We start from the raw sequence: 25,733 nt of genomic DNA on the forward strand, positions 1-25,733 counted from the left end.
ATGCACGAGCTCGCGCCGATGCATGTGCCGGGACCGATCGGCCGCCGCTCTCGTCCTCAGGGAGTGACCAGAACCCTCAAGGAGTGACCAGAACCGGAGTCCCCAGAGGCAGCTTCGCCAGCACCTTGAGCGCGGGAGCAGGCACCCTGATGCAGCCGTGCGTGATCGCCTGGCCGAACACCTTCGGGTCCGGCCAGCCGTGGAATGCGACCGTACCGGGACCGCCGCCGAAGGTGTCGAGTGTGGTCGAGTGCGTGCCGAGAGGCATGATCAGCGGGCTGTAGGCGGCCTTGTCCTTCGGCGACATCAGGGCCAGCAGGAAGGTCCTGCCCACCGGAGTGGGCGTCTCGGGGCCGCCGACGGCCACCGACCAGGTGCCGACCTTCTTGCTCGCGTTCATCACGGTCAGCTTCTTGGTGCCCAGACTCACGATGGCGCGGTAGCGGCTGCGCGCCTTCTTCAGGCCCGCGGCCTTGACCCAGCCGGTCACGTGGTTGGGCTTGCTGGGCAGGAGCACGCGGTACCAGCCCTTGCGCGCCTCCACCACCGGGACCCAGGTCTGGCTGCCGAGCTGCGTCGCCGGAAGGGTGGCCACGGGCTTGCCGCCGGCCTGGGCATAAACGGCCACCGTGCGTCCGGGGTGGACCACGACGCCGCTCAGCTTGCCGTACGTGTCGGTGTCCTGCGGCAGGCCACTCAACTGCGTGAACGTGGTGGAACTGGGGAGTGCGGCCACCGTGACCGAGGCATCGGCGGCGAGAGTGACGGGCGACGCGACCGCCGCGGTGTGGGTCGAGGCGACGAGGCCCACGGCGACGAGTGCGGAACCGATGAATCGGCGGGGGGCATCGAGGGGCACGATCGGCTCCTGAGGTTCTATGACACATACGGTACAAACGCGTAACCGTCTGGCCAGTTCTATAACGTTTTGGAACGTTTGAAGATCTTTGGCCAGCAGGTGTGTCATTTTTACACAGATGAGCCTCGTGAGGCTCCAGTTCTCTCATAACATCCGAGGTGCAGTCGTGTTACCCCCCAGGCTCTCTTCAGTCCGTCGCTGGGTCACAGCGACACTCATGCTCGCGGTGGCAGCGGTCGCGGCGCTCGCCATCTCCGGCGCGGCCCCGGCGGCAGCCGTCCAGACGCCGCCCGGCAACAACGGCACTGTCAAGGTCCACAACTGGACGACGCGGGAGTACGACCCGAGGGACGAACCGCAGGTCTGCTGCACGTTCTATCTGGTCGGGTCCGGCTTCGACAGGGACCAGCAGGTGACGTGGGAGATCAGGTCCTGGCCGAACGGGCCCGTCGTCAAGAGCGGCGCCATCGTCCTCGACAGGAACGGGCATGGCCGTACCGCCGACATCACCCTGCCGGGCGGGCAGTACAAGCTGTTCTGGACCTCCTCGGGGAAGCATGGCCAGTCCAAGCAGAAGGTGTTCACGGTCAAGTGCGGCCACACGCCGCCCAAGCCCACGCCTACGCCTACGCCTACGCCCCCGGTGACGCCTACGCCGACGCCGACGCCCACCGAGACGCCCAAGCCCACCGCGACGCCCACGCCCACGGTGACGCCCACCGCGACGCCCACGCCCACGGTGACGCCGACTTCCACGCCCACCGCCACGCCCACGGCGACCCCCACTCCCCCGCGGACCCCCACCCCGACGCCGACGCCGACGTCGAGCAGCACGCCGACCCCCACCCAGCCCAGTGTGGGTGAAATCGGTACGGTGACCCACGAGTGGGTCACGTGGGAAGAGAACGTGCCGGAGACGCAGGACAAGCCCAAGCCCGCGCCCACGCCGACGCCGGTGAAGACCGAGATCCCGGTCACTGGCTGACACACGACACCCGAACGACGGAGGCCCCGGATCAACGCGATCCGGGGCCTTCGCCGTCTCTCGGCCCCGGACGAGCATGCGCGGCGGATCAGCGAGCAGCCGTTCGTCACCTTGTACGGCGCCAACCTCGCCGTTCAACGCCGTTCGCGGAAATTCGTCATCGAAACGGGCTGACCGTTCGCACGACGTGATCGATACTCTGGCCCTCATGGGCGACGGCGAACCATCCTTGCGACTGACGGACGTCACAACGGCGTTGGACACGGCACTTACGGCCCTGAGAGCCGCGGACGCCGACCTCGATTATCGGATGGGTGGCACCAGCGCCGCTCTTCTGCAGGGTGTTCATCTCCCGGCCGGGGACATCGACCTCTTGGTGGCCCGGCGAGAGGACGTGGACACGTTCGCCGCGGCCCTCTCATCGTTTCCTTGCCTTTATCCGGCATCCTGGATCCCAGAGAGTTTGCAGTACTTCGCCAGGTACGAGGTCAACGGCGTGAAGGTAGAGATCAGCACCGTCGAGTGGCAAGTCGACTCGGACGGGTGGGAATGCGCCGGCCCTGGCCCGTGGCAGCACTATGTCGTGGTCACCTGCGGCTCTCATCGCGTCCCTGTGGTCCGACTGGAACTCCGGTTGGCCACGGAGGTCCTACGAGATCGACCTGATCGCTACGAACCTCTCCTCGACCACATGGGCGCCCACGGATTCGATTCCGATCTTCTGCAGACGGCAATGAAGGCGCGCCGCCTTCCAGCGGAACGGCAGAGGATGATTCAAGATCGCCTCGCGGGAACGCCGACCTCAGGCAAGATCTACAACGACGCCACCCCTGCACCCGATTCACTCGGTACGGCGAAATAGGCATGTGATGTTGTCGTAGTAGCCGAGGCCGTTTGACATAACACTGGTGGCCATCTGGTCCAGGCGCCAGCCGTACGCCTCGATCGCCTCCACGAGATCTGCGATCTCAGGCAGGCTCCTGCCGTGCGATGCCTTGTCTGTAGAGGCACTGAGCCGGGCGACGAAGACACGTCGGCCCTGTGCATGGGCTTGACCGGCATCTTCGATGATCTGGTGCCTACCAGAACCACTGCCACCAAAAAGCACCATCATGTACGCACCTTTACTTCATTGCCGTCATGCACAGAGATTTTCCTCGCGGTAGAACACAATCTCCCTGACGCCCGCACAAGAAAGACCCCATCGGGGATATCCCTCATTTCTTCTCAGCAAGGCAATGGGCTTCCCTGAATATCGAGCGGTTCTGAAGTGCACCGGACGACAGAACTCACTCCTGAACCTGTGGCTGACAGACGGTGGGGTTACGCGACCGTGGGCGGGGTGCCGTCGGTCCATACGCGCGCGACCGACCCGTCCAGAACCTCGCGGGTGAGGCTGTAGTGGTAGTACGGCGCAAGAGAATGCTCAGATCCGATGGTGAGCCGCTTGAAGACCTTGCTGTGCGGCCAGGTCCGTATGCCGTTGTCCAGATCGACACAGGCGTTGTTCTGGCGGATGTCATAGGCCCACCGTCCACCACCGTTGCGGATCATGAGCTCACCGAGATACGCCCCCATGCCCATCACCATGGTGTGGATGTAGTCCTTCCTGGGCTTACCGGTCCAGCGACTCGTCGGAGTGAGCTCTCCCGCCATGAACGCATCACAGTAAGAATCAAGTCGAAAGGCAGAGGCCGAGGTCCAGTCAATAGAGAACCCTTGAAGCCTGGCTCCATCAACGAATGTCTCAGCTAGACGCCGCATCAACTCCGTCGTCTCAGCGTCCGTCGGGACCGATCCGGATGGAAAATTCCGGTTGCTCCGACGTCGCCACATCTTTTGCCTCCGAGCGGACTGCGCCAATTTTTCTGGCCCAGAGTAGCGGCTAACCGCCTGCGCACTCCTCCTGAGACCGACGCTCCTACGAGAGTGGAAGAGCCCGGGGACGGAGAGGCTCCGGGCTCTTGTGCGTCTGGGCCAAGCTGGGGGTCACGCTCAGGATGAAGCCGGCAACATTGACCATGAACACCATCCCCAACACTGGGGAATGCCCAGGCCGCCGCCCCACCCGACCATGAAGGAGTTCGCACCGCTCATAGGGAAGGCAACCCGTGAAAAGCATCTCAACCCCGGCCCGCCGACAGATCGAGCGCTTCCTGGAGTTCTCCGACCACGTCGGGGGACTGAACGAGGCCGACGTGCTGGCACTGCTCCGCGACCAGGGCATCACCACGCTGGAGACACTCGTCAGCAAGGCGGTCAACGCGCCCCGCTCCGCCCCGCCCGTCAAGATGGACACCGCCCAGGCACTGAGCAGGCCCAAGGCCGCCTCCTCTCAACCCGTCACCCACCCGGCCCCCGCCATGGCGGTGGTTGTGGACGGCGTCGAGCACGACCCCCGGGACCTGTCGCGGTTCGACGGCCGCCCGCTGACCTACATCTACGGCACCGAACGCCTGGTCGCGCTCACCGACGACAGCGCGCTGAACGGCGCACTGTGGGCGGCCTCGCAACTGCGCGCGGCCGACCCCCGCCCCGCGACGCAGGGTGAGGTCCAGATGTTCGAGCACGTGGACTACGCCGGCGACTGGTTCTGGTGCGGCGCCCACCAGGCGTACAACGACCTGACCAGCGTCCACCACGGCCCGCTCCACCTGCATGACTGGAACGACGTCATCAGCTCCATGGGCAGCACGAACAACGCGGTCCGCTACTACGAGCACATCAACTTCGGCGGCAGCTCCCTGTTCGTGCAGCCCTTCTCCGACATCCCCACCCTCGTCCCGAGCGGATGGAACGATCGCATCTCATCTGTCTGGAACATGGGCTGACCCAACCCCGCCGCGACAGGACGGCACCATCACCCTGCCCGGGGCCGACTGAACCTCGAAGAGAGGCCGGCGTCTCGGCGGGAGTGGCGCGGCCTCGGCGAACTCGCGCCGGGTTCGCCGAGGTGTGCAGCGCCACGAGGAACGTCGGTCACGAGTTTGCGCCTGCTTGGGCTCTTCTGCCTCTACCCGCGTAGACCCGCACGGACCAGTGAGTGCATGTCGTCAGCCTTGGTCAACGCGCTTCGAGTATCGCGAGGTCGCGCACCATGTAGCGGCGATGCTCGCACTCCTCCTCCATCACCACGCGCAGGCAGTCGCCGACCGAGCGCGGCTCCTCGGGATAGCCGGGCGCCGGTGCGCGCGTGCACCTCCGTGCAAGCTCGGTGTCGGTGAGGCCGTCGACGATGCCGCGCACCAGCGCCATACGGCCGGCGCGAGCCTCCGTCACCGCTGCGTACGACGGACGCGCATCAAGATCTATGCCGAGTGCCGCCGCGTCCGTGGGCGGATAGCCGGTGTGGGTGAGACCGAGCCGATGGAACGGCATCGGCTCGTCGAGGATCGTCCGGCTTGCCCAGGCGTCTGTGGCGAAGACGAGGTGGCGAAGCGTCTCGACGAAGGACCACTCGTCGTCGACCCGTTCGTGGCGAGCCGCTTCGGGCAGCCTCTCCGCTCGGGCGACCGTTCCCGACCAGAGCCGTTCGATCGTGTCCCACATTGCGCGGAAGTCATCGGCTGTCCGCATCGCCCGTAGCTGCGTGCGTTCGGGATGTCGCCGGTCAAGCTCGGCCTCGACGAAGGGGGTGACGTCCACGTCGTTGACGAGGAAGTTGCGTACGTCTCCGGACATGTTGACGTCCACGAGCAAGGAGTCGACGATCTTGATCCTTCGCATGTCGCAGTCGCGGAATGTCGCAGCGGCGAAGGTGGCGCTTGTGAAGCTCGCGCCGCGAAACTCGTCGGTGTTGTCGTACTGCGCTGCCATCGCGCCATTGTGCCCGTACGGGCGGCCGTAACGGTACAGCGTCGATGTCGACCTCAGCACGGTCCGTGAGCGGTGTGTTCAAAAGGGAAGGCAGGCAGGAACCTCAGCGCAGAACCAGGAGGTCGAGCCAATTAGCCCTGGGTTTTGTGGCGGAGGTCTGCTCGGCGTCCTGCGCGGCCCGGCGGAGTTGTTCTTTCCCTCGGAGGAATTCCTCCTCGGTGAGGCCGCGCATGATGGTGGCGGAGCGGCGGAGGACATCCACCTGGGCGAGGAACTCGGCAAGGCTCATCAGTGTCTCGGGGACCGGCTCAAGCGCGTCGCGGCGGAATCCCGCGGTGGCGAACGCCCGGCACGTCTGCTCGAGTGAGGGAAAGGTATCGGTCGTCCGGACGGTCTCGGGGAAGAACTCCCAGGGAAAGGTGCGCGTCGTATAGGGCCTGTCCGGGTATCCCTGCCGGATCAGAACGGGAGCGCCCGGGCGCAGGACGCGGCGGATTTCTCGCGCGGCGGCTTCCATGTCGGGGATGTGGTGGATCATGAGGGACATCCAGGCGCCGTCCGCCGAGCCGTCTGGCAGCGGGAGGGCGCCGGCGTCGCCCTCCAGCACCTGGATGCCCGGGCGGCGCGCAATCTGGGCCCGCATCGCCGCCGACGGTTCGACCGCGAAGATGTCGAGGCCGAACCAATCGCTGAAGGCGGTGGCGAACGCGCCGGTCCCCGCGCCGATGTCGACCACGGTCATCCCGGGCGACGGGCTGAGGTGACGTCGTACCGCTTCACGCCATTCTTCGAGCCCGTCTCGGGGAACCTCACGGACCGCCTTGTACGCTGCCGCGGTCTGGTCGTCGTAGGCGATTCTGGCCATGTCGCGCCTCCTGATTCACGCTGCTTCGAGATCGCGCCGCCGGGCTGTCGACTCACCTCGAGCAGATCGTCCCCAACTGGAAAGGCTGTGCGCCGCGAGTTCAGTGAGTGTTTTTCAACCTGAAGTCGCAGGACCGGCTCCCGCGCCCCAGGAAGGCTGGAGCGGCGAATTCTTGGGCACGGCCCGGTGGAAGGCCACAGCCAGATTCAAGGGTGATGCAATTAAAATGGCCTTGATGATCCTCGTCATCAGCACCGGCCTCACCGCGGCGGTTCGCTAATGCGGCGCTCCCTGCGCGGGATCAGCCTTTCCGCGGTCATTTACATGATTAATCATGATCGATAGGGTCGCCGGCATGAGTCTCGTCATCACAGTCGCGCGAGTCGAAGATGTGACCGCTCTGATCCAGTCAGCCGCATCTCTCTTCCAGGAGGACGGAGGCCAACGGGATCCCTTCATGGACGCGAACTGGCCGACACGAAATGGGCTCGACTACTACCTGGGTATGATCACCAGCGCAAGGAGTCTGGCGCTTCTCGCCCGCCGTGACTCGACCGAGGGCACGGTCGTAGGCCATCTCACGGGCCAGATGAGAGCTCCGAACGAGCTCAGGCCGAACGCGGTCGTCGCCGAACTCGTAAGCATGCGCGTAACGGAGGAACAGCGCGGACATGGTGTCGGAGCCAAGCTTGTGGAGCACTTCTTTTCCTGGGCAAAGGAGCAAGGAGCGAACCAGGCAACGGTCTCCGCGTACGCCTCCAACACCGATGCGGTCTGCTTCTATCAGGGCCGAGGGTTCCAACCCGAGCTCATCGGACTGAAGATTGATCTGTCATCCCTCGACCAGCAGGCGTGACCAGCGTCTGGATGTTCGTCCCGTGCTTCTTATACGTGCCGGAGCAAGCGGCGATCTGCATCAGCGTCTCGCCTGATGAGGATTAATTGGACCACGTGTAACCGTTGGTAGTGACCTGTCCTCCGCCAGACGTTTCGGCGTCGGCATGGGCCGGGCTTGCGAATGCGATACCGGCGGCAACGATCGCCGCAGTGATGAGCATTTTCCGTGCTCTGATTCTTGCAGCCATAAGGCACCTCCGAACGCGAAATCCCCGGCGATTCCGGCTTCGCCAAGGCCCGACGGAAGTGATCTTACATAGGCCATCGAACCTTGACAAGGACCTCAGTTTAGGACATGTCCTATTGTGTAAATTGCTGTCGGCATTGCCCATATTGACAGTTGAGTGACCGTCTGGACCGTTGAGAAATGTGATCGTGGCAGTACACCAGGACAGTCGCCACACGGTCACGGCTGCACGAGAGATGCCCGGCGAGCCGCACTGAGGTATGAGGCGCGCCTCGTGATCGCCCCCGACCATGCCTGGGCACCAGCCACCATCAGGTGATCGTGAGGGCGGCCCATAAACCAGATGAGCATAAGCGTGTGGACTGGCATGATCCGAATCATGACCAGGGGGACAGCTCTCAAAGACCTGAAGAGAGCAAGACGCTCCGGTGAACCCGTGAGAGTCAGGCGTGAAATCGCCGGCGCAGATCGACTTGATGCTTACGTGGTAGGCGTCGGTCGCAAGTGGGTGCTGTTGCACACCATCTCCGACGAAATCCGTCTCGACGGCTACTCGGCAATACGCCTCCGCGACATCCGGCACGCGACGCGCTCGGGATGGAAGGGCGCGATGACGGCCCATCGTGCCATCACCTTGCGCGAGGAGCACCCTCAGCCTCTGCCGGACATCGACCTTGACTACACCAAAGGCCTGATCGAGACGCTCACCACGGCGTTTCCCCTGGTAGCTGTCTACATCGAGAAGCTCGACCCCCATGTCTGCCACATCGGCCGTGCCCGCGGGATCACCCGGAACAAGCGACTGCGCCTCCAGGAGATCGGCCCGGCCGCGGACTGGGCACTCACGCCCTCCACGAACAGGACAACGGACATCACCCGGTTCGACGTCAGCGGCGGGTACATCGATGCACTCCACGCGGTCGGCGGAGATCCCCCAGAGTGCTGATCATCGGTGGCACGGCTCCTGCCCCATCGAATACGCACTGCCGCTTCGGAAGGTTCGGGTTCGCGCGGCGTGGACGGGCTCCGCTGCTGGTGAACGACCTGCAGTTGCATCTCCGGCCAGGCCGCCCGAGCCGGCCGCTCGGCCGACGGGCCGCAGATCTACCTTCCCGTGAGTGCCGTGAGCCGGTCCATCGCCTCCTGCCTCGGCAGGCTCGCGCCACGCCGGTACGCCTCCAGGTAACCCTCGTCGCCGAGCTGCCCAGCCAGTACGGGCACCAGCCGGCGCAGATCGGGGTCGCCCTCGTCGAAGACGCCCCTGATCACGTGGCTCATCCCGAGCGCCGTCGCGGCCCCCGCCGGGTCGCCTTCCAGCCCGAGCAGCCTGGCCAGCAGCTCCGCGGCCCGGGCCATGGCGTTGGCGTTGGTGTGTCCGAGCACGCCGCGCATCGCGCGGGGCAGCAGCTCGCGCGCCCGCTCCGCCGCCCCCTCGGTCATGAGGACGGCCATCCGGGAGGACACGATCACGTCGCTGTTCAGCTCGGGCGGGCCGGGTAGCCGGTGGATGACCGTATCGAGCTCGTTCACGGCCTGATGGGCCAGTTCCAGGTCGCCGGCGTGGCGGTGCACCTCGGCGAGCGGGAACAGCATGCTGGCTTCCAGCCTCCGGTGACCGTGTTCGCGACCCTGGTGCCGCGCGGCGTGGATGTCGTGCAGTGCGCCGTCCAGGTCGCCACCGCGCATTCGGTTCTGGGCGAGATGCGACTTGGTGATGAAGAGGTGTTCCTCGGTGCCGAGCTCGGCGGCGATCGCGACGGCGCGCTCGCAGGCCGCGACCGCACGTTCGTGCTCGCCGCGCAGGCCGTGGACGCGACTCTGCCGTACCAGGCTCATCACCAGCCCCCAGCGGTCGCCGACCTGCTGGAACAGTCGCAGTGCCTCCTCCCTGTGGCGGGCTCCCGTCTCCTGGTCGCCCTGTTCCGTGAGGAGGAAGTCGTACGCCCAGTGGGCGCTGGCGCGCACCCAGGGGTCGGGCGAGTCCAGCGCCTCCAGCTCCCGGGCGTCCTGGGTGGTGAGCTTGGAGATGCGGAGCAACGGCAGCGCGTTGTGGAACTTCGTCACCCCGGGACGGCGGAGGTTCTCACGGACCTCCTGCCCGCCTCCCCGGCCCGACGTCGACCGCACCACCTCGAAGGCAGCGCGCGTGTCGGCCGGCAGCTCGTCGCCGAACGTCAGCACCTCGCTCAGGAAGGCGTCGGACTGGGTAGACATCCCGCGCATGCCCCAGTACCAGATCATGGACCTGACGAGCCGGGCGGCCGTGGCCGCGTCGCCCGCCTCGACGGCGGCCCGCAGCACGGCGACCAGGTTGTCGTGCTCGGCGTCGAAGACCTCGACGGCGCGCAGCTGGTCCCTGGTACGCAGCAGCGGCTCGTTCTCCTCGGCCAGCGCCAGGAAGTACGCGCGGAACCGGTCGGCGATCGGCTCTGGAAGTTCGGCCGCCGCGTAGGCGCGGATGGTCTCCAGCATCCGGTACCTGTCGCCGACCTGCTGGATCATGGACTTCTCGACCAGTGCACCCGCGACGTACACCATGTCGTCGGCGGGGAGGGACGCGTCAGAGCAGATCGCCTCGAGCGCGGCCAGGTCGGCTCCGCCGGGGAAGGCGGCCAGCCGGGCGGCCAGCACCCGCTCGGGCTCTTCCAGCAGGTCCCAGCTCCACTCCACCATCGCGAGCAGCGTGCGCTGGCGCGGCAGCGCGGTCCTGCTCCCCGAGGTGAGCAGGCGGAAACGGTCATCCAGCCGCTGGGCGATCTGCGCCACGCTCATCGCCCGCAGCTTGGCCGCGGCCAGTTCGAGCGCCAGCGGCATGCCGTCCAACCGGCGGCAGATCTCCACCACGGGCACCAGGGTGGTCTGGTCGAGCGCGAACCCCTGGCGCACGCTGGCGGCCCGCTCGACGAACAGCCGCACGGCGGCTGACTCGGCGGCCTCTGCCAGGTCCGCGTCCTCCACGGGCAGGTCGAGTGGGTCGAGGTGGCACAAGGCCTCCCCGGTGATCGCCAGAGCCTCCCTGCTGGTGGCCAGGATGCGCAGCTGCGGAAGCCGGACGAGCAGCCGCTCGACAAGCTGGGCGGCCCCCTCCACCAGGTGCTCGCAGTTGTCCAGCACCAGTACGGCGGGGCCGACGTCGAGCTGGGCGGCCAGCCGCGCGGGGGCAGGAGCCTGCGGCTTGAACCCGCCCTCGAACAGGCCGCCGCAGGCGCTGAGCACCGCGTCCGCGATCTGGTCCGGCTGGGCGACCCCGGCGAGCGACACGAACCAGGTCCGTTCCTGGACGTGGTCCGCGGCCTCCAACGCCAGCCTGGTCTTGCCCGCGCCGCCCGGTCCGACGATCGTCACCAGTCGCGCGCCGACCATCAGCCGGGCGAGCTCGCCGAGTTCACGCTCCCGGCCGACGAAGCTGGTCAGCCTGGCCGGGAGCCGGCTGGGCGCGGCCTGCGGTCGTACCGGGGGTCGGTTCAGCTCCCCGCGGAGGAGGGCGAGGTGGACCGCGCGGAGCTCGGGCGAGGGATCCATGCCCAGCTCGTCACCGAGCCTGCCGCGGACCTCCTCGTACACGGACAGTGCCTCTGACTGGCGTCCGGCGGCCGACAGGGCCCGGATCCGCAGTTCGGCCAGGCGCTCACTCAGCGGGCGGGCGACGGCCGCGGTGCCCAGGTCGGCCAGCACCTCGGCGTGGCGGCCGAGCCGTACCTCCGCGTCGAAGAAGTCCTCGGCGACGGTGGCGCGTAACTCCTCCAACCGGGCCGCGACGTTGCGGGCGAACGAGGCCTCCAGCACGTCCGCCAGCGCGGCACCCCGCCATTGCTCCAGGGCGGCGCGGAGCAAGGAGGAGGCTTCACGGGGCCTGCCGGCCGCGAGCTCCCGCCTGGCCTGCCCGGCAAGCTGCTCGAATCGGTGCGCGTCCACGTCCTCGGGGCGCAGCGGCAGCCGGTAGCCGCCGGCCACCAGCTCCACGGACTCCGGCCCGCCCAGCGTCCTGCGCAACCGGGAGACCAGGCCATGCAGCGCGCTGACGGCTCCGGCGGGAGGCTCTTCGCCCCAGATGCCGTCGATCAGGGATTCGGCTGACACCGGACGGCCGGCCTCCAGCGCGAGCCGCGCCAGCAGCATCCGCAGGCGCGCGCCGGGGATGTCGATCGGGGAGGCGTCGTCAGAGGCGGCTTCGACCGGACCGAGGAGGGAGATCTGCACCGAGCCAGCTTCCCATCCGCGCCTTTCGTACGGCCGCCGGACCCCGGCCGGCGGCCGAACGCCCCGACCAGGCTCACTCCGGCGGTGACAGCACCCGTCCGCGAGGCCATACCGGCCGGGGTGATGGCGATGGTGACCGCTGGTCTCCCGCAGCCGGACCGGGCTGAGGCTGAGGGCCGACGCGACATCCGAATGTGACCCGGTTGGGGCCGGGACGGCTGACGGGCTCGTCAAATGCCCAGGCATCGTCGATGATGATGTCGATCCATGCTTCGTGGATTCCGTCGTGGTGGTAGCAGGAGGCGTAGGTAGATCGCGTAAGCCCCGTTGTCGTTGAATCCTGTCACGCGTTCGAAGGGGGTTTGGCAGATCAGGCGGGGGGAGGGGTGCGCGCGGTGTGCGTCTCCGCGACTTTCGCGATCTTTCCAGCGTAGGCGCGGAGTTCGTCATCGCTTGGGGGCGTGGTCCTGATGGCCTCCCAGTCGTCGATGAGGATCATGAGTTCAGTGATCTCCGGCGGATGGCCGCACTTCTCCGCGAGTTGGATGATCAGGAAGTCGGCGCCGGATGAGATGGGTAGCGTGCCATCCCGCATGGTCAGCGAGATGTCACGGGCGACGGCCCACGGCTCTTGCCGCGTGTCGATGGGGGGCATGCCGCACTCCGACAGCACTTGGCGGATGAGTGGCTCGATCTCCGACAGAGAGCCGATAGAGAGGGCGTGCCCAGCAAGCTCAAGCATGGCGGGCGTGTCCAGTCCGGCTCCGATCAGGTCGCAGGCAACCCATCCCGCATCTGCGACAGAGCCGACAAGCCGCCCATGGAGAAGATCACCTCGAAGCGAGGTCAGGTAGTCATGTACCTCTGCTGGGAGCCGCATGGGGGCAATTATCGAGGCTCCCGTACAAGTGTCTGATGGCGTGATCGACTCGCCGTGCAATATACGGAAGATGATCACCACGGTCGGGTGCACGTATGAAGGCCATGCCGCAGGTCAAGGTACGTGTGGTCCAGAGGCGCAACGCCCCGTACAAGCCGCCCCCATTGGGTGTGCGTGCCCGATGGCGCGGCGATCAAGGGGACTCGTGAGGCAGAGCTGCACGACAGCTGACCTGAGCCGGAGCAGCCAGGGGATCATGAGCCGAAATCTTCCAAGCTGGTGGCCAGCCCCGCAGGTATGTCTCTCAGAGAGGATGACCATATGGAGCATGCGGAGATCGTCATCGGCCGAGGCAGGCAGTCCGATCATGTGCTGATCCAGGTTCGCGGTCGTATGCATCCTGGCAGTACCGACTACTGGGACGGGAACTGGCTGATCTCTCCCATCCACGTGCAGGTCGGCGGGTTCACCGCCAGGATCGATGCAGGGCTTCGAGTTGAGGAGCTCCGCGACTTCCGGGTTGCTCTGGAGCGCATCCATGCAGACGTCAGGGGAAGCGCCAGCCTGTCCTCCATGGAGAATTGGATAGAACTCACCGTCGAGTGTCATCCCACAGGCTCTCTGTCGATCTCCGGGGCCGTGGCTGATCACCCTGGTAAGCGGAACATCCTTCACTTCGCGATCGAGAGCTTGGACCAGACGGACATCCCGCCGCTTGTCGACGCGCTCGTTGCCGTAGAGGAGCGATTCCCCATCCTGGGACACCGATGACCGCTTTCTGGAAGCCACCTAAGGAGCCACCCGGACGGCTGTCACGAACTCTGCCGGACGGATCTGAATGGTCGGGACTCAACGAGCTGCCGATGGGTTGGGGACTTACGGGTCAGATGTTCCGAGTGTGTACCGCGTGTAGTGGTCGCCAGGAGAAGTGAACTCGAGGCCGTTTTCATCGAGGGCGTTGTAGATCGTCACTTGGCCGTTCGGGAAGCCGAACCCCAAAGACACGATCGTCCCCTCCACGAGATCTCTGCTTCTCCACATCAGCAGTTCCACTGCCGAACAAGGCTCGCCGACCAAGGCAGTGAGCTCGTCTGATGCATCATCTCGCCATGCCAGGTGGAAGTCCGGCCAGTCCAGCGCGCGCTTCGGATCGATGGTGTTCCAGGTGATGGAGAGCTCGTCGAACTTCCAGTGGTTGATCTCGACCTGTTCGCCATCGAAGTCCAGGAGGATCGGGCAGTCGGCGAACCACTCATCCTGATCGAGATCCCACACCAGGAGTGCGCGGGTCAGCCGCCGCCCAGTGAGGTGGGCCAGCCGCACTCCGTGAGCGGTCGTGATCGCCGATTGTCCACTCAACCACTCCGGCCTGTATCCGGGGATCCCGAAGTTGAACATCCAGTGATTGTGCCGGAATGCCCTCACTTCCGCCGTGCCATTTGCGTGCCATTAAGGGCCGTCCGCTCCGCGTGCCAGCGCGTCGAGCTTGCGGGCGACCTCGCGTTGGCGTTCGTCGGTGGAGTGCTGGTAGATGAGAGCGGCCCGGGTGCTGGAGTGGCCCATGCGGGCCATCAGCTCGCGGCGCGACCGGCCTCCTAGTGCTGCTGCTCCTCCTGCCCACCGTCATCTGGCTTGCGATGACGATGCTGCGCCGCCGCAGGTAATGCTTTCAGCGGGGTACTCCAGTTCCCCAGAGGGGCGCCCTTGGTCAGTCAGTGTTCCACCAGAAGTTCGGGCGTCGCCGCAGCCACCGTCTCAAGAGGATCAACGCGCTCACCCGTGCGGAAGTTGAGAAGATCTTGGGATGGAATTCGACGACCCCACCCACATGCTCCAGGTATGCACCGAACGGCTCGGCGAGAAGGCCGGCCGACAGTTCGCAGCCATGGCCCGCCGCGGCTTCCGCTTGGACCCCCCTTCGGGCGACGCCCCAGCCACCGGGCGCTGCCGACTCGGCGGCCTGGCCCTGCTCGAACCGGGAAACCCCTGGCCCGAACTCGGCGGCTTCCCCCTGTCCCTGCACGCAGTACTCGACACTGACGCCCTCGCCCCCTGGCTCGGGGACGAACTGCCCACGCGACCGGGACTGCTCAACTTCTTCTACCTCGATCCGGATGTGCCGTACGAGGAGTACCAAAAGCTTGACATGTCCGGGCCTGAGGTATGTCGCGTGATTCCCGCCGACCCGGCACGGGCCGTCGAGACAGCCGCACCCGAACCGGCCAGGAGCTATCCGGCCATTCCAGTCCACGCGGCCCAGGTGATCATGCTTCCGGACTGCTGGGACGTCGAGAACGACGACGTCGAGTTCGACACGGACCAACACTGGGGCGCGACGTCGCTCATCCTCAACGAGATGAGCGGCCTGGACGCGAACACCGCCAACAGCCACTGCGCCTTCGGCTGGCCTGACACTTCGTACGCGTCCAGCGTGACCGATCGCGACGTCGATGGCCCCGCGATTCATCTGCTCCAACTCGCAGAGGACGGGAAGCTCGGATGGGGCTGGGGCGACGCCGGAACGATGTACTTCATGATTCCGGCGAAGGCGTTCACAGCGGGGAATTTCAGCAAGGTCGAGCCGGTCATGCGCTGCTGCTGAACCCGTACCTGGCCGAGCACATCAACCAGGTCAGTGAACGCCGCACGCACAAGCTCGACATTCATCTAGCCCAAGACGTCCAACCGCGAACGACGGAAGGTCGTCGGCTGGCGGAACACGCGAAGCCATCCCTGACAGAACCCGCCTGACAGCCCCGGAGGTGGGCGGCTGCCGTCTAGATCTCCGTTCTCGCTTGCTCGATTTGCCGCACGATGGCATGGGCACCATGCGCCTGTGCGAGGGCGTGCGCCTCGTCGAGTGTCGTGAGCGCGTCCGCCCGGCGGTCCTGGGCGGCGGCGATGTAGGCCAGCCCGACCATGTTGGCGGCCACGCCCGGCAGGGCCCCGACCTTCCGGCGCAGCCGCGACGACTCCTCCAGCCGCTCGCGGGCTTCATCCAGCCGACCGGCCATGTGTGCCGCGATGCCCAAGTGCCGTAAGGCCTCGGACTGGATCGGCTTGTCGCCGACCTGCGCCGCCAGCTGGCAGGACCGCTCCAGTTCCGGAACCGCAGTCTCGTTGTCATGCCGGATGACCTGATGTAGGCAGCCGATCCAGAACAACGCCTCGGCCTCGCCGCGCGCGTCGCCCAGCGCCCGGTACAGCTCGAGCGCGCGCTCGAACAACGGCAGTTCAGCCGGGTCCTCAACGGGTGATGAGCCGGCGCTGGCGCGCTCGTTGAGAAATCGCGCATGCAGGATCCGCCCACGGGCCAACGCGGCATCGGCCTCCACCGCGTCCAGGCTCCGTTCGGCGTCGGTCAGCACGCTGGCGTCGCCGCTGAACACTGCCCGTTCATAGAGCGTCTTGGCCTGTTCGATCCGGTCTTCGACGCTCATCGCCGCCCCCGCCCTGGCATCGCCACCACGTGCTAGATCAGCAGTAGAGTACTCCGGACGCGGATCGTCATGTGGATGGCCGGCGATGAGTGGGTTGGCCGGTATTGGCCGCGACGAACACGCCCTGCCTGCCGCCGAAGAAGCCGTCACCATCTATCTCGACGGCCAGCCCGTCGCCGTCCTCGGACGGTGGGGTGGCGGCTTCCGAGTCCGTGACCTCACCGTGAACCGCGACACCGGACTCCAGACCACCGGTAGCAACGGCAAACCGGTACGCCTCGTGGCCGCCACCATCGTGGACGGACGGCCCATCGCCATCACCACGAACGACGACTGGCGCGACCCACCGATGAAGGTATGGGACGTCGCCACCGCTCAGCAGATCGGCCGGCTTTCCATGGGAACCGTGGGCGCACTCGCCGCCACCACGATCAACGGCCACCCCATCGCGGTTGCCGCCAGCCACAGCACGGTAGCGGTATGGAGCCTCACCACCTTTGACAGGATCAGCCCTGACATCGAATTTCCCGACTCAGTCACCGCCGTCGCTGCCACCCCACAAGGCCACATCATCGTCTGCTTCGACCGTGACATCGCCGTACTCACCGCAACCCGGTCGAGCTGACCACGGCATGGTTCGACAGGACGGTAGAGATCCTCTGTGTCAGGCCCTCGACCTCCTCGCCGAGCATGGCCCTCAAGCCCTGATCACGCAGGTCCGCCAAGCCGAACACTCCGACCCCGAAGGCAGCGCCGGTCGCGAGGCAAGGCGTATGACGACGCCACAGCGGTTTACGTGGATACCCGGTTATGAGCCTGTTCGGTCCTCGATGGGCGCAGGGGACTCTCTAGATCTGCGACAGAGCCGTTGTTCTTACAGTTCTCCAGAGCAGGCCGAGCGCCACCATGTAGCTCAATTATGACCAGCTGTTCAGAAATTCAGGGACTCAGCCCGTGACGGTCGAGTTGCGGAAGACGAAGTAGTTCAAGTGGTCCCTGTGCAGGTAGTGGTGGAACTGCGTGGCCTTCGCCTGGGCTGTCTTGTCGGCAGTGACAACCGTCAGGAGGATGTACGTCTTGGTCGCGCCCGAGCGGATCTTGCCGTAGACATATTTGCTGAGCATCTTGTCCCGGCGCCACTTCACCGCACGGGAGGACTTCGCCAGGTGCGCGGCCGTGGCCTTGGCGGCCTTCACGGTGGGGAAGGACATGATGACCTGGACCGCTGTGAGGTGCCCCCTGTAGGCCGAGTAGGCGAGTTGGACGGCGCGCTCGCACTTGTTCTTGGCCAGCACACCCTGCCTGTCGATCGGGGCACAGGAGTCGTACGTCCAGCCACCCACCTTCTCAGCCTTGAGCGTGACGCTGCCTAGGCGGAAGGTCCAGTTGCTCAACTCGTCGTCGTCGATCGGTAAGCCCGGGCGTTCGTTCTCGCTGGGGCTCGGCTGGGCAGGTTGGGGCGTGGGGTCCGTGGTCGGCAGGGTCACGGCGGTGTCCGCGTCGGGAGCGTTCAGGTGCTTGTACAAGCTGAACGCGAAGCCGCTCGGCAGCAGCACCACCAGGATCGCGACCATGGTGGTGACCAGACCGGGGTAGTCCCGGGGGGCGGGTTGCCGAGGGAGTCCCATGCATTAATTCTGCCGTAGTTCATTACCGTCGGCCCCATTTATCCCATTAGTGAATTCTCTTCGCTGAACGGTGTCGCGCTAGCCTCGATCTTTCTCGACCTTGAGTTGGTCGGCTGAGAGGTTCAGCTGGGGTCGATTTTCTTGCTGTGGTCAGCGTGGGTGCCCGGCTGTCGCGCCGGGTGGGCGGGGCTCCACGGGCCCGGGGGGTTCCTTTCCTGGTCGTGGGGCGTGTTGGTGCTGGTCAGGTTGGTGCCGGCAGGGCGTGCAGGCGTGCCAGGGCAGTAAGGATCTGGCCGGCCCAGGGCCATCGCGTGGGGATGCGGAGATGCAGGCGGCGGCCTCCGTGCACCAGGCGGCGCCGAACTCCATGACGGTACCGCCATAGCAACCTCAAGCCGCTCCTTCCACCGAGCCACAATTGTGCTACGTGGTAGCACTTGATGGCACTCGGTTGTACTCTTGAGAAGTGAGCACTCCCGAACCGGACCCCTCGCACCAGATCTCACAGCGCGATCTTCGCAACCGGTCAGCCGAGATCATGGACGGCTTGGAAAGAGGAGAGCGATACGCCGTGACGCGTAACGGCCACCACATCGGCGACCTGGTTCCCATCCGTCGTCGGCGCCGGGCTGTCTCTCGGGCGGAGTTCGCCGCTGTTTCCCGAGGGATGCCTCTGCTGGACGACCGGAAGTATCGCGAAGACATGGATCATCATGTCAACGACGATCTCTACGACCCGTATGACCGCGCCTACGGCAGAGGCGAGTTCGCGCAGGACGAGGAATGACCTATCCTCAAGGACTGCTCGACACCAACGTCCTCATCCTGCGGGCGGGAATCGACCCCGACGAACTGCCCGACGAGATGATGATCAGCGCCATCACCACCGCCGAACTGTCTGTCGGTGTGCTGGTAGCGACCGGCCCACAGGAACTAGCCCAGCGAATGAAGGTCCTGCAGACCGTTGAGGCCGAGTTTGATCCCCTGGCCTTCGATGACACCGCCGCACGCGAGTACGGCCAGCTCTGGACCGCTGTCATCGCCTCGGGTCGCAAACCCCGCCCCCGAACAGCAGACTTGATGATCGCTTGCGTGGCCATCGCAAACCGGCTGCCTCTCTATACCTGCAGCCCCAAGGACTTCAAGGGTCTCGACCACCTGCTCGCAGTGGTCCCCGTCACCCGCCCACGATGAGGCATCACGCACCAGACTCTGCCCTGACCGACGACGGCAACTCGACATACTGATCAAGCACGCACGGCGACGGGGCCGAAAATAAAGATCAAAGTCCAGGTCAGTGAACACAACCCTGACCTGGGCTTTTGTATGTGTGGAGCCTAGTACTCCAGTGACATTTCGCGATCATGACTCGGATCTGCGCTGGTAGTGGCAGCGTCGGGCGGTGGCTTGGTGTCGGCGGCGCCAGTCTGACCAGCGCAGGACATGGGTGATCGAGCGGTGCCAGGTCAGCACGAGTACGGCGAGCAGCCGGCGGATCTCGGGCAGTGTAGCGGGATGCGGTCCTGGTCACTGGGTGGCTGGGCGGTGGCGACGGCCACCAGCAGGGCCAGCGCGAGCATGGCCAGGGTGATGTGCCGGTGCCAGGCCGTCCAGCCGCGTACCTGGTAGTGGTCCAGCCCGACCTGGCCCTTGGCGGCTTGGAAGGACTCCTCAACCGCCCATCGAATTCCAGCGATCTTGACCAGGGCCATCAGGGGCTGCCGAGTGGGCGCGTAGCAGCGGTAGAACGCCAGCTCGCCGGTGGTCAGGTTGCGCCTGATCAGCAGCCACCGATATCCGTGGGCCTCGCTTTCGTCGATCCGTGCCCAGGCCCAGGCGTACCAGCGGGGCCCCTTGGCACCTTGACCGGCGCGGTAGCGATGCCAGTGCCGATCGGACACTCGCATGGCGACCTCGGCCGCGCTCACCTGGACGCCCTCGAGTTCAACCCGCCGGTTACCCGCGATCGCCAGCACGTACCCCATCCGGCGCTCCTCCAGGGCGACGCGCAGGCGCGGGTCTTGCCCGTAGACCTCATCGCCGGTCACCCAATGGGCAGGCACGCCGGCCTCCAGGGCGGCCAGCACCATAGCCGTGGCCAGGCCGGGCTTGGTAGCGAAGGCGATCTCGTCCGGGACACCTGCCGCCAGGCAGCGGCCGGGGTCGGCCAGCCAGGTGTGCTCGGGCACGTAGAGCCGCCGGTCCAGCAGCGCGCGTCCCGCCGGGGTGGCGTAGGCGAGGAACACGCCGATCTGGCAGTTTTCGATCCGGCCCACGGTGCCGCTGTGTTGCCGCTGCACCCCGGCCGAACCGACGCCCTTCTTGACGAATCCGGTCTCGTCCACGATCAGCACGCCGTCGGGTCCGAGTTGGTCGACGGTGAAATCGCGGACGTCATCGCGCACCGCGTCGGCGTCCCAGCGAGCGGTGCGCCGCAGCCGCTGCAGCGCCTGCGGCCCGGTCAGCCCGGCGTGTTCGGCCAGGTTCCAGCAGTTCTTGCGGTCGATGTCAGCCAGCAGCCCGCGTACATAGGCGGTTGCCGCACGCCGCGGTTCGACGCGGCCGAACCGGCCGGCGATCTGAGCCATCAGCTCGTTGAAGATGACCATCCAGCAGTCAGGGTCTACGCTGTGGCTCGCGGCCACCGCACGATCTTTGGTTGTTCTCACAAACTCCGAATGATCACGGGTCGCGTCCTCGGAGCGGTGTAAATAGCTCGACGAGGTAGGTGCCGTGAGTGGATCTTAGGCGGCCTCGGTGGCAGGTGCCAAGGCCGGTTCGTCGGTAGGGCGGAGCTGAGTCGGCGGGTGGAGCAGCGCCCGGCGGAGGTCGTGCAGGATGCGCAGGCCCTTGCTGGTCAGGGTGAAGCCGCGCCAGCCGCGGGCGGCGCGATCCAGCACCGCCCAGACCAGCGACACGCAGGAGGTTTCGCCGGGGAAGCGGCCGATGACCTTGACGCGGCGGCGGGTCTCGCCGAAGGTGCGCTCGATGAAGTTGGAATGCCGGATGCGCTTGTGGTGCTCGATCGGGAAGCGCAGGTAGGCGGTCAGGCTTTGGCGGTCGGTGAGCAGGCACTTGACCGCCGCCGGGTAGCGGCCGGCCCAGGTATCGGCGAAGGTGTCGATGCGCCGCTGGACGAGGTCAACCAACCCCTGGCCGACCGTGATGTCATCGCCCAGCTCGCTGAGGTCGAAGATCTGCCAGTAGGCGGCCTTCACCTCGGCCTGGTCGCCGGCGCTGACCTTCGCGAGCACGTTTCTGGCGCGGTGAACGAGACACCTCTGGCGCAGTGATGTGGGGAAGACCTGCTCGGCGGCGCTGATCAGGCCGGGCGCGCCGTCGGAGATGATGAGCAGCGGCGGGCGCAGACCGCGGGCGACGAGGTCGGACAGGAAGTCGTGCCAGGAGTCGGTGGACTCGGCCGCGGCGGCGGCCAGGCCGACGAAGACGGGCTTGCCGGCGGTGGTGATGCCCCAGGCGGCCAGGATCGGCTCGGCCCGGCTGCCGTCGTGCATCTTGAAGTGCGAGGCGTCCAGGAACAGGTAGTCCAGCTCGACGTGCGTCAGGTGGCGGCGGCACCAGGCGTCGTACTCGGCCACGATGGCCTGACAGATGGTCGAGACCGTCGACTTGGACAGGGCGGCCTCGGGGCCGAGTGCGTCGGCCAGTGCTCCTTCGACGTCACGGACGGACAGGCCGCGCACGAACGAGGCGATGACGAGCGTTTCCAGGGCGTGGGTGCGGGTGACGCCGGTGCCGAACAGGCGGGAGACGAACTTGTCGGTGGTGCCGCGCAGCTTGGGCCGGGCGATGGTGATCGGGCCGCTGGTGGTCTTGACGGTGGTCGGGCAGTGGCCGTTGCGGTAGCCCGGCCGCACCGGGGCCTCCTCGTCGCCGCCGGTTGCGGTGACGGTGGCAGTGCGCTGGTAACGGGCGCGGCCGAGGAACGCGTCCACCTCGGCTTCAACGGCGGTCTGGATGATCAGGCGGGCACCGAGACGGGCGACGTCTTCGATGACCTCGACCAGATCACGGCCGTCGGCGAACAAGGCGTCGATCTCGGCGCGAATGGCCTGAACGGGCGGTAGTGTGCGTGCCACGAGCGTAGGTCCTTGCGTTGTGCGAACTTTGGTCGGTTCAGCACGGCAACCTACGCTCGTTCACTTTTACACCGCATCTCGGACGCGACCTGATCACGCGGTGGCCGTCGCCATGTGACCCCAAGTCCTCAAGATCGCCAAGTGTCACTGGAGTACTAGAAGGCAGGTCATATAACCGTGTGCTCTTGCCAGGTGGCTACATGCGCAGAGTCAGCGATCGTTGATGGCCACAATGACCGCAGTCAGAAGGCATCCCAGCCCTATTCCCACAAGTGCGACCGTGGCGGGGGCATCCAATGTGCCCCCGAAGTAGGCTGCCCAACCGACCACGATGAGGATCACCCAACCGGAGGCCAACAGCACGCGAGCCGCCTTGGAAATTCGGTGCAACGGCCGTCCCTTTGTGCAAGTGGCTTACAGGACCGGACCCACTCGTGAACACCGTGAGTGGAGCGGCGCCCGACTGTATCGCGCCAGCCCGCGCATCCGCCAGAGGGCCCCGACGCGGTTGTGAAGACAGCCCACTATATGACCGCCCCTCAGGGGTCAAGAGCCCCGAGCCATGATCAGTCAGGTTGCCAAGATCGACCAGGTGCAGATAAGCGATCACGAGTAGATTGCCCAACATGTCGGACTCCTCGTTTCGCTCGATGCGCATGGCGCGCCTCGTCCGTCCTCCCGGTATCCGCGAATGGGCCGACTCCAACGGCCACAAGATCGGCGGGACTGGCATGATTCCCTCTCACGTTCGCGAGGCCTACTTGGCCGCGAATCCCGAGGTGATCGAGGTCGTCCGTGTCTTCGCGCAAGACTCGAGGGTTGGCCCGGATGTATATGACTGGCCTGATGACGGACCGCTCGGCCCGGTCTACGCGATCACCTTCGTCCGTGGTCTCGACGAGCGGGAGGTTCTCCACCGCCTTGGTGCCGAAGAGCAGGACATTCGGCTCATCTCCGATGAAGAGGTCGCCGAACATCAGGGAGCGGAGAATCCTGAAGAGATCATCACGGTTGCTCGTCTCGGGGATTGGGTTGTCGCCGAGTGCAAGGGGCGTCGAGGGAGCCGATCCGAACACGTCAAGGCGCTGTCCATCGGCGGAGGCGAGGCCGTCGCCGTACAACGTGACCGCGGCGCACATGACCGATTCATCTACACATTGGACGGGCAAGTGATGACCAGCTTCACGCCGTCTCGCCCCTTCGATCGCCAGGGCAACGACCCGGACAGGTTGAACGGTTGCCTTCGCATGGTGGGCATCGACCCTACCAGGGACGACATAGTGGACAATGCCGTCCCTGCGGCTCTAGCTCTCGCAAGCAGGATCAGCGGCGTGGTGATTATTGATAACGGTGGTATCGACCTCCCTCCGCACTTCGCCGACAGGTTCAGCGGTGCGAAGATCCTCAATCGCGATTCTTCCAGACTGGGGGCTGCTGTCTCCGGTCAATGACGGCGCCAGGTCGGGATGCTCTTTCAGCATGTCGTCGGTCGTCTCCTGGAGTGCTGTCGCGAGGGTGTCCGCGTCGTTCGCCATAAGACGATCTTGGACACCCTCGTTCTCGTCTCCGCAGGCACCCCTTGGACCACACCACCAGGAGGAACCAGTGTCATACCCGCAACCGCTCACCCCCGAGGAGAAACTCGCCGACGCGAAGAAGCAGTTGAGCCTCCCGCGTATCGTCGTGATCTGTGGCTCCACCCGTTTCATGACCGAGATGACCGAGGCCGATCTGCGGGAGACCAAAGCCGGAAAGATTGTCGTCAAGCCGGGTTGCGACATGAAGTCGCCGCACGAACTTTGGTCCGATCCTGTCGAGGCCGAGGCGCTGAAGGTTCGACTCGACGATCTGCACCGAGCGAAGATCCGGCTCGCTGATGAGGTGCTCGTAGTCGGCGACTACATCGGAGACAGCACCCGAGCCGAAATCGCCTACGCCCGGTCGCTGGGCAAGCCTGTGCGGTTCACGCACCCCAAAGTAGACCCCGACGCCTGACCGCCCACCCCCCACTCCCTCCGCAGGCACCCCTTGGAATTGATCATCTAGACAGCACGGCGTCAGCGAGGTGACCGTCGCCAAGGCTTACCGGCTCCTCAATGCGATTCTGTCCACAGCTGTGGATGACCAGCTCATCAAGCGCAACCCGTGTCGGATCAAAGGCGCAGGCCAGGAGAAGTCACCCGAACGGCCCGTACTCACGGTCGCCCAGGTCTACCGGCTCGTCGACGTCATCGAACACCGCTACCGCGCCCTGGTCCTCCTCGGCACGTTCGCCAGCCCCCGATGGGGCGAACTGACCGGACTCCGACGCCGAGACCTCGACCTCGACGCCGGCACCGTCAAGGTCGAACGCCAGTTGATCCAGATCACCGGCAAGGGCCTGGTCTTCACCGACCCCAAGTCCGCGGCCGGCAAGCGCACTGTCGCCATCCCCGCGCTGATTCTCGACGAGCTCAAGGCACACGTGAAGGACTTCGCCCAGGATGGTAACGAGGGCCTGATCTTCGTCGGCCCGGATGACGGCCCGCTGCGCAACACCAACTTCAACCGCCGTGTCTGGGCCAAGGCGCTCCAGGACGCCGACCTACCGAAGCTCCACTTCCACGACCTCCGACACACCGGCAACACCCTCGCCGCCAGCGCCGGCGCCTCGATCCGCGAGCTGATGGCACGCATGGGCCACTCCAGCACCCGGGCCGCCCTCATCTACCAACACTCCACCGACGAGAGACAACGCGAGGTCGCCCGCAAGCTCGACGCCCTGGCACACGGAGCGCTTGACAAGGACCCAACGGGCACGGCCCTGAAGACAGCCCCAACAAAGATCAAAAGCCCAGGCCATTGACCTGGGCTTTTGTATGTGTGGAGCCTAGGAGATTCGAACTCCTGACATCCTGCTTGCAAAGCAGGCGCTCTGCCAACTGAGCTAAGGCCCCTTCGACGAAGATAGCTTACCGGGCGGACGAAGCTACCTGCGTCGTTCCAAGGTCATCGCTCAACACCAAACTCGGGAAGTCCACGATCGAGTCGAGGATATGGGTGGCGCCGCCCTTGAGGAGGCGTTCGCGGCTGTGGACGCCGGTCATCACGCCCGCCACGATCGAGGCGCCCGCGCGCTTGCCGCACAGCATGTCGCTTTCCGAGTCGCCGATGACCGCCACATGGCGTACGTCCTCCACCCCCAGGCGCAGCACCGCGTGCAGGATCATGTCCGGCCAGGGGCGGCCGCGGCCGCCGGCGTCTTCGGGGGAGATGGCGAGGTCGATCTTGTCGTGCCAGCCGAGCACGCTGAGGACGCGGCTCAGGGTGGTGCGGCTGAAGCCGGTGATCAGGGCGAGCTTGATGCCGGTGCCGCGGAGTTTGTCGAGGACCTCCAGGGCTCCGGGCATGGGTTCGAGACCTGCCCGCTCGAGGGTGCCCTCATAGGAGCGCTCGAACGTCAGGTTCGCCGCTTGCGCCTGGGCTTCGTTCCCGGGGAAGATCCCACGGAAGACATCGATCTTGGGACAGCCCCGGGACCGGTGCACGTGAACCATGGCACGCGCGTACGCTCCGGTCCCGGGCACTATGCCCTGGGTCGCGATCGCCTCTGCGAAGGCGCGCTCGACCATGGCGATGTCACCGACTGTGGTGCCTGCCAGGTCCAGGCACACCAGCTTGATGGGGACGACGTCACTCATCGCCTCGCCGGTCGGTTAGTTCTCGGTGCCGGTCGCCTCGGTCCAGAGATCGAGCTCTGCGCGGTCGGCCTGCACCTTACGCCAGATCAGCAGCCCCCCAAGGGCGATCAGCGCCAGAACAAGCAGCTTCTTCACGGTGTGACCCCACTTCTTCGACGGCCTCACCTGCCGGGGTGAGACCCAACGGTTGACATGC

The 25,733-nt window shown here is 65.9% G+C and carries 26 protein-coding genes, 1 tRNA gene and 1 pseudogene; 13 read left to right on the plus strand and 15 right to left on the minus strand.

What is annotated here, in order from left to right; translation table 11 throughout:
• Positions 1-76 precede the first annotated feature (76 nt).
• Entirely contained in the window at positions 77-859 is a 783-nt protein-coding gene (locus ABD830_RS40855) for a L,D-transpeptidase (protein WP_344999505.1), read from the minus strand.
• A gap of 217 nt (positions 860-1,076) precedes the next feature.
• On the opposite strand from ABD830_RS40855, the gene ABD830_RS40860 reads away from it, so the two are divergent.
• Together ABD830_RS40860 and ABD830_RS40865 are read left to right on the plus strand one after the other, a co-directional pair.
• On the plus strand, positions 1,077-1,844 hold the full coding sequence (locus ABD830_RS40860) for a hypothetical protein (protein ID WP_344999507.1): 768 nt from the start codon (positions 1,077-1,079) through the stop codon (positions 1,842-1,844).
• A 208-nt stretch (positions 1,845-2,052) separates the two neighbouring features.
• The gene (locus ABD830_RS40865) at positions 2,053-2,706 is read left to right on the plus strand and encodes a nucleotidyltransferase family protein (protein ID WP_344999509.1); all 654 of its coding nucleotides are present in this window, start codon (positions 2,053-2,055) and stop codon (positions 2,704-2,706) included.
• Here the strand turns inward: ABD830_RS40865 and ABD830_RS40870 are convergent.
• Positions 2,686-2,958, minus strand: coding sequence for a hypothetical protein (locus ABD830_RS40870; RefSeq protein ID WP_344999512.1), 273 nt, complete (start codon positions 2,956-2,958; stop codon positions 2,686-2,688). The two genes, ABD830_RS40865 and ABD830_RS40870, sit on opposite strands and share 21 nt — an antisense overlap.
• Before the next feature lie 209 nt (positions 2,959-3,167).
• Positions 3,168-3,500 carry a hypothetical protein gene (locus tag ABD830_RS40875; protein WP_344999514.1) on the minus strand — a complete coding sequence of 111 codons (333 nt, stop codon included), beginning with the start codon at positions 3,498-3,500 and terminating at the stop codon, positions 3,168-3,170.
• A gap of 455 nt (positions 3,501-3,955) precedes the next feature.
• On the opposite strand from ABD830_RS40875, the gene ABD830_RS40880 reads away from it, so the two are divergent.
• Positions 3,956-4,675 (plus strand): beta/gamma crystallin family protein, encoded by a 720-nt coding sequence (locus ABD830_RS40880; RefSeq protein WP_344999516.1) that lies wholly within the window; start codon positions 3,956-3,958, stop codon positions 4,673-4,675.
• Between the two features lie 232 nt (positions 4,676-4,907).
• Here ABD830_RS40880 and ABD830_RS40885 read toward each other — a convergent pair whose 3' ends face one another.
• Both ABD830_RS40885 and ABD830_RS40890 read right to left on the minus strand, forming a co-directional pair.
• Positions 4,908-5,660 carry a DinB family protein gene (locus ABD830_RS40885; protein ID WP_344999518.1) on the minus strand — a complete coding sequence of 251 codons (753 nt, stop codon included), beginning with the start codon at positions 5,658-5,660 and terminating at the stop codon, positions 4,908-4,910.
• 103 nt (positions 5,661-5,763) lie between these two features.
• Positions 5,764-6,525, minus strand: a complete 762-nt coding sequence (locus ABD830_RS40890) for a class I SAM-dependent methyltransferase (protein WP_344999520.1) — start codon at positions 6,523-6,525, stop codon at positions 5,764-5,766.
• 355 nt (positions 6,526-6,880) lie between these two features.
• On the opposite strand from ABD830_RS40890, the gene ABD830_RS40895 reads away from it, so the two are divergent.
• Both ABD830_RS40895 and ABD830_RS40900 read left to right on the plus strand, forming a co-directional pair.
• The gene (locus ABD830_RS40895) at positions 6,881-7,381 is read left to right on the plus strand and encodes a GNAT family N-acetyltransferase (protein ID WP_344999522.1); all 501 of its coding nucleotides are present in this window, start codon (positions 6,881-6,883) and stop codon (positions 7,379-7,381) included.
• Between the two features lie 607 nt (positions 7,382-7,988).
• Positions 7,989-8,555: a hypothetical protein gene (locus ABD830_RS40900; RefSeq protein WP_344999524.1), complete on the plus strand. Its 567-nt coding sequence runs from the start codon at positions 7,989-7,991 to the stop codon at positions 8,553-8,555.
• Positions 8,556-8,713: 158 nt separating this feature from the next.
• Here the strand turns inward: ABD830_RS40900 and ABD830_RS40905 are convergent, their stop codons facing one another.
• Positions 8,714-11,809: an AfsR/SARP family transcriptional regulator gene (locus ABD830_RS40905; protein WP_344999526.1), complete on the minus strand. Its 3,096-nt coding sequence runs from the start codon at positions 11,807-11,809 to the stop codon at positions 8,714-8,716.
• A gap of 370 nt (positions 11,810-12,179) precedes the next feature.
• Positions 12,180-12,689, minus strand: a complete 510-nt coding sequence (locus ABD830_RS40910; RefSeq protein WP_344999529.1) for a hypothetical protein — start codon at positions 12,687-12,689, stop codon at positions 12,180-12,182.
• A gap of 321 nt (positions 12,690-13,010) precedes the next feature.
• Between ABD830_RS40910 and ABD830_RS40915 the strand changes: the two genes are divergently transcribed.
• Positions 13,011-13,460: a WapI family immunity protein gene (locus ABD830_RS40915; protein ID WP_344999531.1), complete on the plus strand. Its 450-nt coding sequence runs from the start codon at positions 13,011-13,013 to the stop codon at positions 13,458-13,460.
• Between the two features lie 105 nt (positions 13,461-13,565).
• On the opposite strand, the gene ABD830_RS40920 is transcribed toward ABD830_RS40915, so the two are convergent.
• Positions 13,566-14,087 carry a hypothetical protein gene (locus tag ABD830_RS40920; RefSeq protein WP_344999533.1) on the minus strand — a complete coding sequence of 174 codons (522 nt, stop codon included), beginning with the start codon at positions 14,085-14,087 and terminating at the stop codon, positions 13,566-13,568.
• A gap of 406 nt (positions 14,088-14,493) precedes the next feature.
• On the opposite strand from ABD830_RS40920, the gene ABD830_RS40925 reads away from it, so the two are divergent.
• Complete coding sequence (locus ABD830_RS40925; RefSeq protein ID WP_344999535.1) at positions 14,494-15,291, plus strand: DUF1963 domain-containing protein; 798 nt, start codon at positions 14,494-14,496, stop codon at positions 15,289-15,291.
• Between the two features lie 175 nt (positions 15,292-15,466).
• On the opposite strand, the gene ABD830_RS40930 is transcribed toward ABD830_RS40925, so the two are convergent.
• Positions 15,467-16,129, minus strand: coding sequence for a tetratricopeptide repeat protein (locus ABD830_RS40930; protein ID WP_344999537.1), 663 nt, complete (start codon positions 16,127-16,129; stop codon positions 15,467-15,469).
• Between the two features lie 85 nt (positions 16,130-16,214).
• On the opposite strand from ABD830_RS40930, the gene ABD830_RS40935 reads away from it, so the two are divergent.
• The gene (locus ABD830_RS40935) at positions 16,215-16,754 is read left to right on the plus strand and encodes a WD40 repeat domain-containing protein (protein ID WP_344999539.1); all 540 of its coding nucleotides are present in this window, start codon (positions 16,215-16,217) and stop codon (positions 16,752-16,754) included.
• Positions 16,755-17,076: 322 nt separating this feature from the next.
• Here the strand turns inward: ABD830_RS40935 and ABD830_RS40940 are convergent, their stop codons facing one another.
• Positions 17,077-17,757 (minus strand): hypothetical protein, encoded by a 681-nt coding sequence (locus tag ABD830_RS40940; protein WP_344999541.1) that lies wholly within the window; start codon positions 17,755-17,757, stop codon positions 17,077-17,079.
• Between the two features lie 466 nt (positions 17,758-18,223).
• On the opposite strand from ABD830_RS40940, the gene ABD830_RS40945 reads away from it, so the two are divergent.
• On the plus strand, positions 18,224-18,544 hold the full coding sequence (locus ABD830_RS40945) for a type II toxin-antitoxin system Phd/YefM family antitoxin (protein ID WP_344999543.1): 321 nt from the start codon (positions 18,224-18,226) through the stop codon (positions 18,542-18,544).
• Complete coding sequence (locus tag ABD830_RS40950) at positions 18,541-18,951, plus strand: type II toxin-antitoxin system VapC family toxin (RefSeq protein WP_344999545.1); 411 nt, start codon at positions 18,541-18,543, stop codon at positions 18,949-18,951. Before ABD830_RS40945 ends, ABD830_RS40950 begins: the two co-directional genes overlap by 4 nt.
• A gap of 168 nt (positions 18,952-19,119) precedes the next feature.
• On the opposite strand, the pseudogene ABD830_RS40955 reads toward ABD830_RS40950, so the two are convergent.
• A pseudogene (locus ABD830_RS40955) lies at positions 19,120-20,345 on the minus strand (IS701 family transposase).
• A 156-nt stretch (positions 20,346-20,501) separates the two neighbouring features.
• Entirely contained in the window at positions 20,502-21,857 is a 1,356-nt protein-coding gene (locus tag ABD830_RS40960; RefSeq protein WP_344999547.1) for an IS256 family transposase, read from the minus strand.
• A 626-nt stretch (positions 21,858-22,483) separates the two neighbouring features.
• Here ABD830_RS40960 and ABD830_RS40965 point away from each other — a divergent pair.
• The 3 genes from ABD830_RS40965 to ABD830_RS40975 all read left to right on the plus strand — a co-directional run bounded on the left by ABD830_RS40965 (position 22,484) and on the right by ABD830_RS40975 (position 24,702).
• The gene (locus ABD830_RS40965; protein WP_344999549.1) at positions 22,484-23,308 is read left to right on the plus strand and encodes a DUF6461 domain-containing protein; all 825 of its coding nucleotides are present in this window, start codon (positions 22,484-22,486) and stop codon (positions 23,306-23,308) included.
• A gap of 154 nt (positions 23,309-23,462) precedes the next feature.
• Entirely contained in the window at positions 23,463-23,852 is a 390-nt protein-coding gene (locus tag ABD830_RS40970; RefSeq protein ID WP_344999551.1) for a hypothetical protein, read from the plus strand.
• Between the two features lie 70 nt (positions 23,853-23,922).
• Positions 23,923-24,702, plus strand: coding sequence for a tyrosine-type recombinase/integrase (locus tag ABD830_RS40975; protein WP_344999553.1), 780 nt, complete (start codon positions 23,923-23,925; stop codon positions 24,700-24,702).
• Positions 24,703-24,720: 18 nt separating this feature from the next.
• Here the strand turns inward: ABD830_RS40975 and ABD830_RS40980 are convergent.
• The 3 genes from ABD830_RS40980 to ABD830_RS40990 all read right to left on the minus strand — a co-directional run bounded on the left by ABD830_RS40980 (position 24,721) and on the right by ABD830_RS40990 (position 25,672).
• Positions 24,721-24,793, minus strand: a tRNA-Ala gene (locus ABD830_RS40980).
• 15 nt (positions 24,794-24,808) lie between these two features.
• Complete coding sequence (locus tag ABD830_RS40985; RefSeq protein ID WP_344999555.1) at positions 24,809-25,537, minus strand: HAD-IA family hydrolase; 729 nt, start codon at positions 25,535-25,537, stop codon at positions 24,809-24,811.
• Positions 25,538-25,552: 15 nt separating this feature from the next.
• Positions 25,553-25,672: a DLW-39 family protein gene (locus ABD830_RS40990; RefSeq protein WP_218154143.1), complete on the minus strand. Its 120-nt coding sequence runs from the start codon at positions 25,670-25,672 to the stop codon at positions 25,553-25,555.
• Between the last annotated feature and the right edge of the window lie 61 nt (positions 25,673-25,733).

Origin of the sequence: Nonomuraea helvata (assembly GCF_039535785.1) — a bacterium.
Lineage (GTDB): Bacteria > Actinomycetota > Actinomycetes > Streptosporangiales > Streptosporangiaceae > Nonomuraea > Nonomuraea helvata.

Bases quoted from the DNA above. Each gene is read 5' to 3' on its own strand.
- ABD830_RS40925 (WP_344999535.1), top strand. From the start codon at position 14,494: ATGGAATTCGACGACCCCACCCACATGCTCCAGGTATGCACCGAACGG.
- ABD830_RS40875 (WP_344999514.1), bottom strand. From the start codon at position 3,500: ATGGCGGGAGAGCTCACTCCGACGAGTCGCTGGACCGGTAAGCCCAGG.
- ABD830_RS40910 (WP_344999529.1), bottom strand. From the start codon at position 12,689: ATGCGGCTCCCAGCAGAGGTACATGACTACCTGACCTCGCTTCGAGGT.
- ABD830_RS40890 (WP_344999520.1), bottom strand. From the start codon at position 6,525: ATGGCCAGAATCGCCTACGACGACCAGACCGCGGCAGCGTACAAGGCG.
- ABD830_RS40860 (WP_344999507.1), top strand. From the start codon at position 1,077: ATGCTCGCGGTGGCAGCGGTCGCGGCGCTCGCCATCTCCGGCGCGGCC.
- ABD830_RS40870 (WP_344999512.1), bottom strand. From the start codon at position 2,958: ATGATGGTGCTTTTTGGTGGCAGTGGTTCTGGTAGGCACCAGATCATC.
- ABD830_RS40950 (WP_344999545.1), top strand. From the start codon at position 18,541: ATGACCTATCCTCAAGGACTGCTCGACACCAACGTCCTCATCCTGCGG.
- ABD830_RS40915 (WP_344999531.1), top strand. From the start codon at position 13,011: ATGGAGCATGCGGAGATCGTCATCGGCCGAGGCAGGCAGTCCGATCAT.
- ABD830_RS40935 (WP_344999539.1), top strand. From the start codon at position 16,215: ATGAGTGGGTTGGCCGGTATTGGCCGCGACGAACACGCCCTGCCTGCC.
- ABD830_RS40920 (WP_344999533.1), bottom strand. From the start codon at position 14,087: ATGTTCAACTTCGGGATCCCCGGATACAGGCCGGAGTGGTTGAGTGGA.
- ABD830_RS40930 (WP_344999537.1), bottom strand. From the start codon at position 16,129: ATGAGCGTCGAAGACCGGATCGAACAGGCCAAGACGCTCTATGAACGG.
- ABD830_RS40985 (WP_344999555.1), bottom strand. From the start codon at position 25,537: ATGAGTGACGTCGTCCCCATCAAGCTGGTGTGCCTGGACCTGGCAGGC.
- ABD830_RS40940 (WP_344999541.1), bottom strand. From the start codon at position 17,757: ATGGGACTCCCTCGGCAACCCGCCCCCCGGGACTACCCCGGTCTGGTC.
- ABD830_RS40965 (WP_344999549.1), top strand. From the start codon at position 22,484: ATGTCGGACTCCTCGTTTCGCTCGATGCGCATGGCGCGCCTCGTCCGT.
- ABD830_RS40895 (WP_344999522.1), top strand. From the start codon at position 6,881: ATGAGTCTCGTCATCACAGTCGCGCGAGTCGAAGATGTGACCGCTCTG.
- ABD830_RS40885 (WP_344999518.1), bottom strand. From the start codon at position 5,660: ATGGCAGCGCAGTACGACAACACCGACGAGTTTCGCGGCGCGAGCTTC.
- ABD830_RS40865 (WP_344999509.1), top strand. From the start codon at position 2,053: ATGGGCGACGGCGAACCATCCTTGCGACTGACGGACGTCACAACGGCG.
- ABD830_RS40900 (WP_344999524.1), top strand. From the start codon at position 7,989: ATGACCAGGGGGACAGCTCTCAAAGACCTGAAGAGAGCAAGACGCTCC.